The sequence below is a fragment of the Ereboglobus sp. PH5-10 genome (genome assembly GCF_029504735.1).
Classification (GTDB): domain Bacteria; phylum Verrucomicrobiota; class Verrucomicrobiia; order Opitutales; family Opitutaceae; genus Ereboglobus.
Genome location: NZ_JAQFIP010000009.1, coordinates 140,096 through 156,386, shown reverse-complemented (window position 1 = coordinate 156,386; position 16,291 = coordinate 140,096). Strand labels below are relative to the sequence as shown.

3 protein-coding genes are annotated in these 16,291 nt (G+C 63.6%); all 3 read left to right on the top strand.

The features are described 5' to 3' along the window. Positions 1 to 311: 311 nt before the first annotated feature. The gene (locus M2447_RS09125) at positions 312 to 14,003 is read left to right on the top strand and encodes an autotransporter-associated beta strand repeat-containing protein (protein WP_277558355.1); all 13,692 of its coding nucleotides are present in this window, start codon (positions 312 to 314) and stop codon (positions 14,001 to 14,003) included. Positions 14,004 to 14,188: 185 nt separating this feature from the next. Beyond that, positions 14,189 to 14,971 (top strand): ATP-binding cassette domain-containing protein, encoded by a 783-nt coding sequence (locus M2447_RS09120; RefSeq protein WP_277558354.1) that lies wholly within the window; start codon positions 14,189 to 14,191, stop codon positions 14,969 to 14,971. Beyond that, positions 14,968 to 16,197, top strand: coding sequence for an ABC transporter permease (locus M2447_RS09115; protein ID WP_277558353.1), 1,230 nt, complete (start codon positions 14,968 to 14,970; stop codon positions 16,195 to 16,197). Before M2447_RS09120 ends, M2447_RS09115 begins: the two co-directional genes overlap by 4 nt. Positions 16,198 to 16,291: the final 94 nt, after the last annotated feature.

Sequence of the window (16,291 nt, the reverse complement as noted above, 5' to 3'; positions counted from 1 at the left end):
GTGAATGTTGTTTTTCATCACCCAACATCTTGACGAAGTTTTCCTTAGGGCGAAACAGTGCTCTTTCCCCCTCCTTCAATCGCTGTTTTCAGGTTTAAAGGCGGCCTATAACCATTTGTGGAAACGCCACTTCCTAAACGGCACCTTCAAATTATTGAATAAAATTGACAATAATAATGCCAATTATGTGCTTTTGCGCAAACGCGCAACCATGGTTCCCATAATACTGTGGCCGCGCGGATTAAAATAGCGGGGCTTGGCCCCTTTCACGGACGAATTTTTCATCAAGACACAACTTTCATAAACAAACTATGAGTAACAAATCCTCTGCAATTCTCACTGCCTGTATTTTGGCCCTTTGGGGCTTCTCCAGTGCCGTGTTTGCGCAAACCACATCCGGCACATTCACCGGCCCCGGCACCAATTGGAGCGACCCGGCTAACTGGACATCCCCCGACGCACCCGGGGCGGTGGCCGGTGACGCGGCTTCGTTCAGCACAATATCGCCTTCGCTGCTAAACGGCCGTGTCATCCTGCTCGATGCGGGGAATGTCACACTTGGCGAGCTCAACGTCACCGGGCCGAGCTCGTCCGCGTCGCGCACCACGCTCGGGTTTGACGCGGCGGCGGGGAAGTCCTTCATCTTTGATTCCGGCATCGCGGGCACGCCGGCCGAGCTCAATCTTTCGGGCAATGTCAACCTGACCATCAATCCCGCGGTCAGCCTGGGCTCCGACCTTGAGGTCAATAATTTGGGCAATTACGTCAACACGCTCGCGTTCACCAACACCGTCGCAATTGGTGGCAACACACTTTATGTGAACCCCGTGGCGATCGCCTCGACCGTCCGCCTCGGCGGCGCGCTCGCCGGTTCGGGCACGCTGGTCAAGACCGGCGGCGGCACGCTCGTCCTCGCGAATGCCAACACCGCGTTCGCCGGCAAGGTCCGCTTCGAGGCCGGCACGATTTCGCTTGAGGCCAACAACGCCCTCGGCGCGTCGCCCATCGTGGTGACCACCGGCAACGCGAAGGCGTTCGCCGTCATCGGCGCGCGCACGCTTGCCAACACCCTCGCATTCGATGCGTCCGCCGCCAGCCTTGCCGTCAACGGCGGCTCGGGTTCCTCGCTCACGCTTGGCGCGTCCGGCGCGACCACGCTCGGCGCGGCGGCCACGACCTTCAACATCGACGCGAACACCTCGCTCATTTTCGGCGCCTCGCACGCCATCACGGGCGCGGGCTCGCTGGTGAAGGACGGCTACGGCACGCTCACGCTTTCCAGCGGCAACAGCACCTTCGACGGCCTCATCGTGCGCCAGGGTTACGTCAACACGTCGGCGTTCACGGGCGAGCTCGTCCTTGGCGCGGCCTCGGCGGGTAAAAATATTCTCGGCAGCGGCAACATCACGGTCATGGGCGACGACACTCCCGGCGACGAAACCATGCTCACCTTGACCGGCGCCAACGCCAGCGCGCTCGTCACGTTTGGCGGCGGGCTCGTTACCATTTCCAACAACGCCAAGCTGCGAATTGAAAACGCGGGCGTGGCGCTCACCTCCGGCACCATCGATTTCGGCACCGGCGCGCTCAAGGGCAACCTCTTCTTTAACGGCGACGTGACGCTCGGCGACACGGTCATGCTCAACACCACCTCCGCCGTCATCAACCTCGGCAAAAACGTCGCCATCAACGCCGGTTCGCTCGTCGCGGCGGGCACCCCGCTTGTCATGCGTTCCGAGACGGGCGCCGCCCGCGGCCTTACCGTCAACGGCGTCGCCACCATCGCCGATCTCACCGTGTCGGGCACGGGGCTCGTCACGCACACCAACAGCGTCGGCGGCGCCACGACCACGTTTGCGAAACTTTCGTTCATCGACTCCGGCTCGCTCTCGCTTGGCGGTGGTAGCGTCGGCATCGGCTCGCTGTATTTTGACACCGGCGCGCTTGTCGCCGGAGCCGCGACCCAGCTCGACGGCGCGGCGGTCTCCACGCTTGGCGGCGTGAGCAACACGCTCTCGCTCGGCGGTCACGACCAGGCGTTTGGCTCCCTTGCGCTCGCCGCGAACACGCAGTTCCTCATCGACTTTGGCAGCGACGGCGGCTCGACGGCGACAGCCCTCGGACTCGGCAACACCACGCTCGGCGCCAACTCGATCCTGAAGTTTAGAAACTACAGCGCCGGCGGTTCGTTGACGGACGATCTCATTACCACGCTCAACACGCTTTCGTCCGGGGAGCTTTCGCAAGTGTGGTTCTACGGTTACAACAAGGGCGCGGAGTATGACTCGGGCAACCTCGTCCCCATCGCGGGCAATTACCTTGAGTCTGTGTTCGACAACAAAACCGACGGCCTCGCCACGACGGGCAACTGGAACTGGTTTGCACCCACCAACTGGGTCGGCGACGACGAGTTCAACATCCCAAACTTCGCCGGCGCCAAGGCCACGATCAGCGCCGCGGCGATCGGATCCACCCTCGGCGCCAAAACCGTCAATCTGGGCGGTGGCACGGTCACACTCGGCTCCCTGAGCGTCGATCCCACTGCCCATGCCGGCGGCTATTTTGTTATCAACTCGGGCACCTTTATTTTCGATAATCACGGCGCCGGCGGCACGCTTAAGCAGATAACAGGCGTCAATCTTCAGGTTCCCGCGACCATCGTGCTCAAGGACGACTTGACGATTCACGCCGACAACTACGTCTTGCTCAATGGAATCGTGGCGGGTGACAAAAACATAACCAAGACCGGCGCGGGCACCCTGTATATTTGGAGCAATGCGAAGACGGCGTTTTCCGGGACGTTGTTCTTGGAACAGGGCATCCTGACCTCAAACATGTCGAACCCTTTTGGTCCTGGCGGCGCCGGCGACTGGCTCGGCGCTGGAAGTGTCGTGCTTCGCGCCGGCGTGTTCTACGGCTATAATGGTTACGAAAGGCTGAATTACTCCGGTGCCTTCGGAATCGAGGGAAATGTCGCGCTGCAGCGCCTGAACTTCAACGGCATCGGCGTCGTCAACTTGGATTCGGTTTACTCCCTCAATGTAAACGGGGCCACCACGAACTCCGCTGATTACGCCTCCGTCACCTTTGGCGAGGGAATCGATTTTACGGGCGTCGGTGGTCTGACCAAGATAGGCGGCTACGGCTTGGAAATGCTCGGCGACAACAGCACGTTCTCCGGCGGACTCACGATTAACGCGGGCATACTCTACACGACCATCGGCAGCGATGGTCTGCGCTTGGGCGCGGTTGAGGCCGGCAAGAATTATCTCGGCTCCGGAAACCTTTCTCTTTCGGGCGCCAACTCCATTGCCAGTGTCAATACCGACGGCAACAACGCCCTGTTCCAGGGCGCGGACACCCTGCACACGGCGACCATCGCCTTGAACAACGGTTCCTCATTGCGCTTCACCGGCGACGGCGCTGTCACGCTCGGCGGGGACATGCAGATCATTTCGACCTCGGGCGCGGGCATATTGTCCGTCGCGGGCGACGTCATCTTTGCGGGAGCCACCTACGGCAACGGCACCGACGCCACCCGCTCGCCGACCCTGCGCCTCGACACCAGCACCAACACCACCGGCCAGTCCTACGTGAAGGCCGGCGGCGCGGCCCATGCTGATATCACGAATCTCTCAAACATCGCCAAATACGGCAACGGCATCAGCACCTTCTACCACAACGGCGCCGACGCGGCCAACGTGAACACCATCAAGGCAAATGGTGTTTACGCATACGGCGGCATCCTGCAGCTCGGCAAAAGCGACCAGCTCATCGCCGGCTCCCTCGTGCTGCAAGGCGGCGCGTTCGATGCCAACGACTATTCAAACACAATCTCGACCCTTTACTTGCGCGACAACGGCTCGTTGATACTTGGCGGCACGGGCCGCCTGTCCTTCAGTTCCGCAAACACGAGCTCTAACACGCACTGGAACAGGTCCAAGGTGCTGCTCATCCAAAATGCCGACGGTGTTTGGAACTCCGATGGCACCGGCGCCTATGTCCGGCTGAACTCGAACAATTTCACCGGCGACAACGCCAGCCTGTTGGGCAATATCGCCTTCACCGGATGGGAAGCCGGGGCAAAGATAGAGCAGGGCGCGGACGGTAAATGGTATCTCCTGCCCGACACGGTGGCCGCCCTCCCCACCATTGAGTGGGCGGGTGGCGCGGGCGACGCGAAATGGAGCACCGCCTCCAACTGGCGCGCCAGCCAGATTCCCAACTCCACCACGGCCAGCGTCTCCATCCGGGACATCGACACGAACCTCACGGCCAAAACCATCGACGTGGACGGGAACTACGACCTCAACCACCTCAATATCGAGGCATTCCAGGCCGGCGTGAACTTCGGCGGCTCCGGCACGCTCACCTTCCACGGCACCGGTGCGCTTGAGGACGCCGCCTTCGCCCGCATCAAACACGCCGGCTCCTCCATTCTCACAATCGACAGCGACGTGCGTCTCGCCGCCGACACGGAGCTTGTCGCAAACGTGACGCCCTCGGAAAACACCACGGTGTATTCCGGCTATGTCGTCTGGAACGGCCGGGTTTTCGGAAACAGCAAACTCGTCAAAACCGGCGGCGGCATGCTCCGAATCACCGGTGACAACAAAACCACGTGGACCGGCGGCGTGGAATTGCGCGACAGTAACTTTGTCCAGATTGGCGCCAGCCACGCGTTTGGCTCGGGCGCCCTCGTCATAGGTGGCGCGCTCGAGGACACGCAAACCCTCGAGGCATGGTGGGGCGGTGGCGCGTCCGTCAAGCTGCCCACGGCGGGCGGTGACATCGCCGCCAACCTTGCTGACGCGACCCGCGTCCTTGAAAATGATTGGACGCTCAATGGCAGTCTCAAGCTCCAGCGCGAAACGGACAATGGCACGGGCACGGAAGCCGGCGCCATCACCCACTTGCGCATGACGGGCGACGGCGTTCTTTCCAGCGGCACGCACAACATTAGCGTCTGGGGCGCGAACGGCACCTATTATGGAGGTATCACAGCCGCCGCCGAGGCAAACGACCGCAACAGCTACCAGATGCTCATGCTCGACGGCAACATCAGCGGCGAGGGCGGCATTGCCTTCAACGGTTACGGCGCGCTCATGCTCGGCGGCGCGAACACCTTCACGGGCGGCGTCAGGCTCAACGGCGGGGAAATCAATGTGGCGCACGACCGGGCTCTCGGCGCCTCCTCGGGAACAATTTCATTTGGGAACATGCATAATTCACTTCGCGCATGGAACCCGGACACCAATTCATTGCTCACCGCCGCCGGCAGCACCCGCACCATCTCCAATCCGCTCAACTTTAACGGCAGCAACCAAACCTTCCGCGGTAACTTCACCTTTGACCATTCCGGCACATCGACCTTGGCCGCAACAACGGCGCTTTTTGTTTTCAACGAAATGATCTTCGGCAAGGATCACATAATAGAGGGCGCGGGCAAGCTTCGCAAAGTTTCCTATGGCGGCGGCACGATTCGCCTGCAGGCGCCCAACACCTACTCGGGGGGCACCGACCTCAATGTGGGCATCTTGGAAATCGGCACCGACAGCGTGCTCAACCCCGACGGCACCGTGCAAAGCGGCGCGCTCGGCACGGGCGAGCTTATGTTCTATGACACAAGCGGCATCCTCGCCGCCTATGCCGACGATGGCTCGACTTCGCGAACCCTCTCAAACGCCATCGCCTTTGCCTCCGGCAACAGCGGCTTTATCGTCAGGAAATCGGCTTTCGCCAGCAACACCGCCAGCACCCTCATTCTCGACACGCCGACCATCACGCTCAAGGGCGGCAATTCCTACGCCATCAGCGTGCAGACCGGCGCCACACTCGCCATCAAGTCGCATCTGCTCGACACCAACGATACCAGCGGCTTCACCTCCAGCGGCGCCGGCGGCATCATCGAGCTCTCCAACGCCGCCAACAAAATTACCGGCGGCATCAACATCACCAACTCCGGCACCGTGCGCGCCGTCGCCGACATCACGAGCGACGGCCATGTCACCATCGGCGCCGTGGACGACACCGCCAATTACCTCGGCACCGGCGTCCTCTCCGTTTCCAACGCCAACGGCGCGTTCGAAATCATCACGGAGGGCGTCGACGCCGACAACCCCGCCATTGTCTCCATTGCGAGTTGCGCGGACGGCCAGTCGTCAATCGTCCTCAACAACGGCGGCAAATTCAAGGTCCTCGGCTCCGATGTCGTCACGTTCCTCGGCGACGGCGCGACCCTTGGCAGCACCACCGCGGCCAACCGGGGCACGCTTGTTTCCGCCGGCCTCATTCGGGCGTCCAACGCCACCGTCGGAGTGAAACTCTCCGCGCCCTCCCTCGAAATCAACGGCGGCGTCTTTGCCTTGACGGCTGCCGGCCTCGTCGGCGGCGTGCAGGCGCTCACCCTCGACGACGGCACGCTCCACCTCGGCGGCCACACCCAGGCGCTTGGCGGCGGCATTCAAGTTTCCGGCAACTCCATCATCGACTTCGGCGCCAACACCAGCCTCACCAAGTTCACCACCGGCGACATCTTCTTTGATGCCGGCGGCCAGCTCACTTTCTCCAGCTGGAAGGGCAATGCCATCACCGGCGGCGGCCTCAACCAGATCATCGTCAGTGGCGTGAGTTCCGAGCAGCGTTACGCCGATGTCAGCTTCGGCTCCCAATACGCGCTTGGCGGCAAAACCATAAAGGTTGGCGGCGACTGGGTGCTCGTGCCTTTCGGCATCGCCTATGCGTGGGACGGGCGCTCCGGCTCCGACTGGGGCGACGCGAGCTGGCAAAGCTACGATTCGCTCAGCGGCAACTATTATAACACCAACGCCACGCCAAACCACAAGGGCATGGGCGCGACATTCGGCGCGCTCGACAGTTCGCTCAACGGCAAGACGATCGGCGGCGTCAGCAACATGACGATTGCCGGCATCGGCCTGAGTGTAGTTTCCCCGCACTCATTCACCATCGGCACGGCCGGCGAAGTTATCAATCTCGATAGCGACGGTGGCAACACCTACATCCTCAGCGACGCGCTCTCGCAGGCCTCCATGACCATTGACGCCGGGCTCAACCTCGAACTCGATCGCGGCATTGGGCTAAACAACTTTGTCGTTACTCACGACGGCTCCGGCACCATCACGCTCAACGGCGTTATCGAAGGCAACCAGGCCATGATCAAGCGCGGCGCGGGCACGCTTGTTCTCGCCGGCGCAAACACATTCACGGAGGGCTTCGCGCTCGAATCCGGCCTCGTGCGCATCGCCGCCGACGGCACCGCCATCAACGGCCCCCTTGGCGCGGGCAAAGTCATCCTCAAGGGCGGCGCGCTCGAGGCGCTCGGCGCGGATCGCACCCTTCTGGCCAATCCGCTCGAAATCGCGGGCAGCTTCAGCGTCCTCGGCGACCACCGGCTCACATTCGCCAATGTCGCGACATCCACCGTTTCCACCAGCGCCACCGTGACGATCGACACCAACGCCGCGCTCAACCTCGCCGGCGCGCTCGCCGGCACCGGCACCTTCGCCAAGGCGGGGCAGGGCGTTCTCATCCTCGCGGGCGACAACTCCGCCCACACCGCCGGCATCGAGCTCGCCGCCGGCAAAATCGAGGCGGCCACCAACACCGCCCTCGGCGCCGGCGCCCTCAACGTCACCGGCGATGCGATTCTCTCCAACACCACCGCCGCATCCGTTGCGCTCTCCAACACCATCGTGCTCGCAACCGGCAAGACACTCTCGCTCGAAAACACCGCCACCACCGCGCTCGCCCTCGGCGGCCTCGTCACCGGCGACGGCGCGCTCGCGAAAACCGGCGCCGGCGCGCTCCGCGTCACCGGCTCGAACGACTACGCCGGCGGCACGCAAATCACCAGCGGCAGCCTCGTCGCCCAAAACGCCGCCGCGCTCGGCAGCGGCTCCGTCACCATTGGCGCAACCGGAAACCTCGCGCTCGATTTCAGCGGCACATTTGCAAACATCCTCGCGGGCGGCGGCACCACGCATGTCCAGCAAACCGCTGTCACGCTCACGGCCGACAACAGCGACTATACTGGCGACTGGTTCGTGCACGGCTCGTCGGCGATGACTGTGAGCGCGACTGAAAATATCGGCACGGGCGACCTCCTCCTCGCCGGTTCCCTGTATGTCGCATCATCCGGCAATTTTGTTCTCGGTAACAAAATTGACAGCGCATCCCCTTATACTGGCAACATTTCGCTGTATCTCACCGAGGGCGGCACGCTTTCGTTCGCATCCACTGCGCAGGGCGGCAACTTCAACGGCATCGTCAATATCCACTCCGGCGTCCTCAACCTCGATTCCGTGGCGGGTAATGCGACCAATGGTGTTCTCAGGGACGCCGCGATCTCGCTTGTCAGCGGCACCCTCAACCTCGACGGCGACCAGACTGTGCGCTCCCTGGTCCTCTTTGGTTCTGGCGTGACGGCGGTCGATTTCGGCCAGGAAAAACTCAGCGCAACCGACATCAACATCGTCGGCCCCGCCACGATTGACAGCAACCCGGCCGGCGCGGGCGGACTCCTCTCGCTCGACGACGGCGTCTCCGCCACCATCGCCCAAAGCGCCAATGCCGTGACCGGCGACATCTCCAGCCTCAGGCTCAAAGGCGCGTTGGACAGCACGACCATGCTGAGTAACATCATCCAAGGCTCCGACACCGCTCTCGATCCGACCGCAAAGGCCGTGCACAACTACGCCTTCTCCGCCATGCACGGAGGCACCCACGGCATCTTCCTCAGCAGCACGCTCACCGCCATCGAAATCCAGTCCGGCAAAACCTTCACCCTCGGGCAAACCGACGGCGACGGCGCGCAAGACTTCAAGGCCCTCATCACCCAAGCCGCCGGCTCGCCCGCCAATCTCGCCATTGCCGCGGGCGCCACCGCGGGCGACCTCATCACCCTCGCGCCCGCCGCCGCCTACACCCACACCGGCACCACCACGATCGCCAGCGGCTCCGTCGCGATTGCGGCGAGCGCGCCCCACGCGCTTTTCGCCAGCAGCACCGCGTTCCAAGTTGACTCAGGCGCGACACTCGTCGTCACCAATTCCGTCGCGCTCAACCATCTCGGCGGCGCGGGCAAAATCGCGCTGACCGGCGGCGGCATCACGCTCAACAACACCATCGCCAGCCAATACGACGGCGTCTTTGAGGGCGCCGCGCGCATCGAAAAAACCGGCGCGAGCACGCTCACGCTCACCGCCGCGAGCACCGCCTTCACCGGCACGACCCTCGTCACCGGCGGCACATTGCGCCTCGAAAACCTCGCCGCCACCGGCACCGGCAGAGTCACCGTGGCCTCCTCCGCCGTCCTCGACCTCGCCGACGGCGGCAATTTTGCCAATAACATCGTCGGCAACGGCGCCGCCGTCGTTTCCGAAAACGGCGTCAACCTCATCGGCGCCAACACCATCGCCGCGTGGAATATCACCGGCTCGGGCACCGTCAGCGGCACGCAAAATCTCGGCGTCGGCAGCGTCAACCTCGCGGGCGGACAGCTCGCGCTCGCGCCCGCCGCCGGAGGCTGGACCTTCACCAACACACTTGGCGGCGACGGCACGCTCACGGCAAACTTCGCCGACGCCACCGGCACGCTCGCCTTCGCATCCGGCCTCAACAACGCCTTCACCGGCACGCTCGCCATGCGCGGCGGCCACCTCGCCCTCGACGCCAACGCCGGCTCGCTTCTCGTCAACGCCGCGCTCGTCCTCGGGCAAAACGGCTCCACCGAAATCAACGCCAACCGCACCATCGGCGCGTTGGAAATGGACGGCGGCACGCTCATGGTCGAAACCACGGGCGCGCAAGTCAGCCCGACCGGCACGCTCACCGTCACCGACCTCGTCGCCGGCAGCGGCACCATCAAAATGTCGAAACCCGTCACCGTGGTTGACGACACCGACGTGATCAACGCCCCCTCGTTCTTTGCGCAAACCGGCACCGTCCAGCAAATGATCGTCAACGCCACCGGCAGCGTCACCGGCACGGGCGTGCAACTCGACATCGTCCAATACGACGGCACGCCCGTCTCCGGCAATGCCATCGCCACCGGCATCCGCGACGCATCCAACGCCGTCACCGGCACCGCGCGTTACGACTTCCACGCCGCCGTCACCGGCAGCGGTATCGGCTGGGCCTACGGCCTCGTCGAACTCAGCGCCAACGCCGGCGCGAGCATCACCCTCTCGAATTCCAACGCCTCCCAATCCACGCTCGGCGTGAAACTCACCGGCTCCGGCGGCTACACCATGAGCGGCACCGGCGTGTATTCCATCGGCAACGCCGCCAGCGATTACGAAGGCGCGACCCTCGTCACCGGCGGCACCGTGCGCATGCTCACCGACAACGCCTTTGGCGGCACCCCGCTCCTCGACCTCGCCGCCAACACCGGCGTTGACATGAACGGCAAGACCCAGGCCACCGGCACGCTCAACACCGCCGCCGGCAGCACGCTCGATCTCAACGCCGGCGTGCTCACCCTCGCCAACGGCGGCACCTCGCTCGGCGCGCTCACCGGCTCCGGCACGCTCAACACCGCCGGCCACCTCGACATCCGCGGCGCGAACACCGGCCTCTCCGCCGATATCGCGAACACCGGCACCATCCGCATCGACAACACCGACGGCCTAGGCCGCTCCGGCACGCTCGCCAACGGCAACCTCCTCTCAATCGACACCGCGAGCGGCACCTTCGCCAAGTCCGTCACGGGCGCGGGCAACATCGCGCTCGCCAGCAGCACCGTCACACTGGGAGGCAACAACGCCGCCTTCACCGGCACCTTCGACATCGCCGCCGGCTCGCGCCTCGCCGCCTCCGCCAACGAAAACCTCGGCGCGGCAAACCTCGTCGGCGCGGGTGTTTTTGAAAAACAAAACACCGCGACCACGATCACGCTCACCCACGCCAACAACGCCTTCACCGGCACGACCCTCGTCACCGGCGGCACGCTGCGCCTCGAAAACCTCGCAGCCACCGGCACCGGCGCCATGGTCAACAACGCCGCGCTCGACCTCGCCGCCACGGGCGACTACGCCAGCAACATCACCGGCTCCGGCACCACCTTTGTCACCGCCAACGGCGTCAACATCACCGGCGTCAACACCGGCTCCGCCTGGAACATCACCGGCTCCGGCACCGTTTCCTCGACCGCCAATCTCGGCGCGGGCGACACGCACATCGACGGTCTCCTCGTGGTCAAAACCGGCGACTCATGGCTTTGGGGCAACACCCTCACCGGCTCCGGCACGCTTTCGGTAAACCTCTCCGGCTCGACCTTCTCCTTCGGCTCTTCAGCCGTCAGCCCTTCAGACTATTTCGAGGGCACCGTCACTCTTGCCAACACCACAATGAACCTCGGCGACGACTCCAACGTCACCGCCCTCAAAAACGCCACCCTTCAACTCGACGCCGGCTCCGCGCTCCACACCAACGCGGTCACCGGAACAATCGGCGGCCTCACGCTCAACTCCGGCAAACTCTGGATTCCGAAAAACGGCGTCGATCCCGCCGAAGTCCTCAACGTCGGCACGCTCTCCATCACCGACGCCTCCAGCCTGATCGTGTTTGAAAACTACACCTCCGGCACGCACGCCGCCGTCGAGGTCGGCAAAAACTTCCTCGACCAGGACGGCCCCGACTCCAACGCCACGCTCCTCGTCAAGGCCGGCACGCTCGCCGAGCACGCCTCCCACCAACTCGACATCGTCAAGGCCGACGGCACCGCCCTCTCCGAGGGCCAGGTCATCGACTACGGCAATGTCGAGGCCACCTACGGCTACGCCGCCATCACCGCCAGCGCCACCACCAGCACGGGACACGAAGGCGGCCTCTACTACGATTACGTGCTGCGCCAGCTCAATGTGAAGGACGGCGAAACCCTCGTGCTCACCAGCACCGGCGCGACCGACAACACTCTCAGCGCCGACATTACCGGCCTCGGCGGCGTCACCTACACCACCGGCTCGCTCATCGTGCTCACCGGCTCCAACAGCTACACCGGCACAAGCACGCTCGTCAGCGGCACCGTTCGCGCCGACGCGGACAACGCCCTCGGCAACACCAAGCTCGTCATCGTCGAAATCCCCGCCACCTTCGACCTCAACGGCAACGCGCAAACCATCGCCGAAGGCGGCCAAATCGACGGCCATATCACCGGCACCGGCGCGCTCACCCTCGCCGGCGGCACGTTGACCATCACCAGCGCCAACACCGATTACACCGCGCAAACAGCCATCGGGGCCGCCGCCACCGCGCGCCTCACCGACGCCGAAGGCCTCGGCTCCGCCGACATCCTCCTCGACGGCATGCTCACCTTTGAAACCACCGGCACGGCTCGCAACACGCTCTCCGGCGCCGGCACGCTCCACGTCGCCGGCGGCGAAGTCACGCTTGTCAACTCCAGCACCGATTTCCACGGCACGGGCACCGTCGCCGCCGGACGCCTCGTTGCCGCGCAAATCGACGCGCTCGGCGATGCCGACATCGGCGTCGCATCCGGCGCGGCCTTCGAGCAAACCGGCGTGACCGGCACGCTGCAAAACAACATCACCGGCGAGGGCGCGCACTACGTGACCGGCGGCACCGTCACCATCGCGAACACCGCCTACGACATCGCCGTCACGACGCTCGACCAAAACGCGCAACTCAAACTCGCGCGCGACGCCGTCAACTTCGGCACCCTCAACATGCGCGGCGGCACGCTCCTCTTTGCCAATCCCACCGACACCGCGACGATCGCGACCCTCGGCGACACGTCGGGCCTCTTTGTAATGAACGCCGACCTCGCCGCGCAAACCGCCAACCGACTCGACCTCGTCAACGCCGGCTCCGCCACGCACGCCGTTTACATCCTCGACGCCGGCATCGAGCCGACCGCGCACAACATCTCCATTGAAATCATCACCGCGCAAACCCCCGGCGCCGCCGATTTCGTGATGGCCAACCCCGGCGGCAAACTCGAATACGCCCTCACCTCCATCGAGCTCGTTCGCGGCGACAGCAGCATCTACGCGCCCAATCCGGACAGCTGGTATCTCCTCGACCAGGGCCTCTCGCATTCCGCCGACGCGATCATCAACACCGCCTCGGCCCTCGCCCTCGACTGGGCCAGCTCCCTCGACGCCATCCACACGCGCCTCGGCGACATCCGCTCCGAAACCCTCGGCTCCAAACCTTCCGCCGGCGGCATGTGGTTCCGCTCCCGCGGCTACCGCCTCAACGCCGCCAACGAACTCTCCGGCATGAGCTTCAAGCAATACGGCTGGGGCGTCACCGGCGGCGCGGACAAAGCCTTCGCAACCCAAGCCGGCGTGAACTTCATCGGCGGCTTCATCGACATGGGCAATGTTGACCGACGCCTCGACAACGCCGGCGACGGCAAAACCCGCTCCGTGGGCGCGGGCGTTTACCTGACCATGCTCGGGAACAACGGCTGGTTCCTCGACGGCACCGCGCGCTTCGACCGCTACAACAACGAATTCGACGCCAAGTCCGTGAGCGGCCGCGTCACCCACGGCAAATACAACACCAACGGCCAAAGCCTCTCGCTCGAGGCGGGCCGCCGCCTGCAACGCGCCGACGGCTGGTGGATCGAACCCGGCGTGCAAATGGCGGTCCTCTGGCTCAAGGGCTCCGATTACTCGACGCGGGCCACCGTCGGCCAGCGCGCAATCGACGTGAGCGTTGGCGATTCCGACACCTGGCAATATCGCGCGATGGTTCGCGCGGGCCGCCAGATCCGCGACAGCAAGTGGCACCCCTACGGCAAGTTCGCCGTGGTCGCGGTCGATTCCAACGGAGGCAGAATCACCGCCCACGACAAAACCTTCAAGGCCGACTACGACGGCAGGCGCGTCGAAATCGGCTTCGGCACGAGCTACCGCCTCAGCGACATCAGCCAGTTGTATTTGGATTATGAATACGCCAAGGCCGCCTACTACGACCGCCCCTGGTCCCTAAACCTCGGCTACCGCCGCCTGTGGTGATTTTTGACGCGCGGGCGCGCGCCTTCGCGTGCGCCCGCCGCGCTTGGTTCCAAAGTCTAAATTTGCTCGCAAATGGCATTATGACTTGAACTCTGGGGTTCCCCCGGCGCAGCGTGTGTCAGGATGCCTTGGCTTTTGCTGATCGCGCTTGTCGCATCCGCGCCGCCACCCAATATTTTTCCCCAATGATTGCCGTCCAAAATCTCACAAAGGTATTTCGCGACAAAAAGCGCGGCGAGATTCGGGCGGTCGATGATGTCAGTTTCTCCGTCGGGTCGGGGCGCATCTACGGGTTGCTCGGCGCGAACGGCGCGGGAAAGACAACGACGCTGCGCATGCTCGCCACCCTGCTCAAACCCACCGGTGGCACGGCGATCGTCAACGGGTTCGATGTCACGCGCGAACCGGAAAAAGTCCGCGCAAACGTCGGTTTCATGGCGGCAAGCACCGCGCTCTACGGACGTCTCACGGCGCGCGAAACGCTCGTGTATTTCGGGCGGCTCAACGGTTTGGCGGACGCGGAGATTGGCGCGCGCATCGGGCGGCTTTCGGGCGAGCTCGACATGGATGAATTTCTCGACCGGCGCGTGGATAAATTTTCCACGGGCATGAAACAAAAGGTGTCCATCGCGCGCACGCTCATCCACGACCCGGCGGTCATGATTTTTGATGAACCCACGATCGGGCTCGACGTGATGGCGGCGCGCACAATCGTGCAATTTATCCGCGGTTGTCGCGAGCGCGGCAAGACGGTCGTTTATTCGACGCACGTGATGAGCGAGGTTGAAAAACTGTGCGACTGCGTGGGCATTGTGCACGGCGGCAAATTGCTCGCCGAGGGAAGCGTGCCGGAGTTGCGCGCGCGCCACGGCGAGCAGGACATGGAGGAAATTTTCGTGCGCGTGGTTGGCGGGGCGGACGGGAATCCGGCTTCGGGCGACTTGCGATTGAAGGAGGGCGCGCAATGAACTGGCGGCAAATCTCCACCGTGTATTGCAAGGAGCTGATCGACACGCTGCGCGACCGGCGTTCGCTGATCTCGATGTTTGTCGTGCCAATCGTCGTCATTCCCGTGCTCATGTTTGGCGCGGCGGCGGTCAGCTACAAAAGCGTGCGCAAGGCCTACGAGGAAATCCCGACCGTGATGCTGATCGGCGGCGCGGACTCGCCGCGGCTGCGCGCGGCGTTCGCCGCCGACAAACGCATAAAACTGGTGCCCTTCGCGGATGATTACGCGGCGCGGATCGAGAACAAACAACTGCGCGCGGCGGTTGAGGTGCCGGACGACTTTGACGCGACCGTGGCGCGATTGGGAAAAGCGCCTGTGGTGATGATTTATAATTACGCGGGCGACGTGCATTCCGGCGCGGCGGTGTCGGAGCTGACGCGTTTTTTCTCCGCGTATGGGGACAAGATGGTGCGCTCGCGCCTGGCCGCGAAAAATTTGCCCGCAGATTTTCACCGCCCGTTCACCGTAAAAAGGCAAAACGTCGCCCCGCCCGAAAAAGTGGGCGGCGCGCAACTCGGCGGGCTGATTCCATATTTGCTCATTTTGCTGTGCTTCACCGGCGCGATGTATTCGGCGCTGGACCTGACGGCGGGCGAGAAGGAGCGCGGCACGATGGAGACGATCCTGTGCAGCCCGGTCGGGCGCACGGAACTGGTGCTGGGCAAATTCCTGCTCGTGCTGACGGCGTCGCTGGTGACGGTGGTGTGCACGCTTGCGTCGCTTTCGTTGACGGCGCTTGGCGCGGTGCGCCTGCTCGCGGGCGACGCGGCGGTGCAAGGCGCGAAGGTCGTGGGGGAGGGCGGGCTGGAGATATCGGTGAGCCTGCCGGGATTGTTCGGCGTGTGCGTGCTGGTGGTGCCGCTGGCGGTGTTGTTTTCCGCGGTGCTGTTTTCGGTGGCGCTGTGCGCGAAGAATTACAAGGAGGCGCAGAGTTATGTGTCGCCGCTCATTTTCGTGATCATATTGCCGGCGGCGCTTGCGATGCTCCCCGGCGTGGAGTTGAACGCGAAATACGCCCTCGTGCCGCTCCTGAACGTGGCACTTGTGAGCAAGGAAATGGTCTCGGGAAATTTCCCGATTGGCATGATCGCGCTGATCTTCGGCTCAACCTGCGTATACGCCGCCGCCGCCCTGGCAATCGCCGTGCGGATGTTTAAAAAAGAGAGTGTCATTTTCCGGGCGTGAGGGGTGATCAAGGAATCAATAAATCCTTCTCAGGCGGTTTTTGCCCTTACTCGGGTGAGCGATTGTCAGACGTATCAACGCCATTGACTCCACA

Bases quoted from the DNA above. Each gene is read 5' to 3' on its own strand.
- M2447_RS09125 (WP_277558355.1), top strand. From the start codon at position 312: ATGAGTAACAAATCCTCTGCAATTCTCACTGCCTGTATTTTGGCCCTT.
- M2447_RS09120 (WP_277558354.1), top strand. From the start codon at position 14,189: ATGATTGCCGTCCAAAATCTCACAAAGGTATTTCGCGACAAAAAGCGC.
- M2447_RS09115 (WP_277558353.1), top strand. From the start codon at position 14,968: ATGAACTGGCGGCAAATCTCCACCGTGTATTGCAAGGAGCTGATCGAC.